This is a genomic window from Ensifer sp. SSB1 (genome assembly GCF_016652895.1).
Taxonomy (GTDB): Bacteria; Pseudomonadota; Alphaproteobacteria; order Rhizobiales; family Rhizobiaceae; genus Ensifer.
This window is the reverse complement of the sequence record NZ_JAEPRP010000097.1, coordinates 26,982-27,640: the sequence shown is the minus strand read 5'-3', so window position 1 is coordinate 27,640 and position 659 is coordinate 26,982. Positions and strand designations below refer to the sequence as shown.

Below are 659 nucleotides of genomic sequence, written 5' to 3'. Positions count from 1 at the left end.
AGGAACTGTCCGCTACGGCCGGCATCGCCGCCAGCGAAGCACAGCTCGACAGCGCCAAGGCCGCCTTCAATCGCGCGCGCGCCACCTGGGACCGCATTCGCCCGCTTGCCGACAAGGGCGTGTCGACGCGCAGCGACGCCGACCAGGCCCGCGCCGGATTCGAGCAGGCGAATGCCGCCGTCAACCAGGCCGAGGCAGGCTTGCAGGTGTCGAAGCAGGCTCTGGCAACCACACTGGGTGCGCGCGCCGGATTGCAGGCGGCCGTGACCGGTGCGGAGGCAGCCGTCGAACTGGCGCGCATCGATCTCGAAAACACCCGTATCGTCGCGCCGCGCGACGGGAGGCTGGGTGAGATCGGCGCCCGGATCGGGCAATATGTGACGGCCGGATCGCAGCTTCTGGCACTGGTGCCGAACGACGTGTGGGTGGTCGCAAATTTCAAGGAAACGCAGCTCGACGGCATGAAGGCCGGACAGCCCGTCACGATCGAGGTCGACGCTCTGCAGAAGAGTGAACTGATGGGGCATATCGAGCGTTTCTCGCCCGCAGCCGGTTCGGAGTTCAGCGTGATCCGCGCAGACAACGCCACCGGCAACTTCACCAAGGTGGCCCAGCGTGTCGGCGTGCGGATTGTGGTCGATCCCGGTCAGCCGCTGGCC

At 67.2% G+C, this 659-nt stretch carries 1 protein-coding gene; it reads left to right on the top strand.

Going from position 1 to position 659, the window contains the following annotated elements; genetic code table 11:
* The coding region (locus tag I8N66_RS22550; RefSeq protein ID WP_291158051.1) for an HlyD family secretion protein at positions 1–659 on the top strand (659 nt) is incomplete at both ends.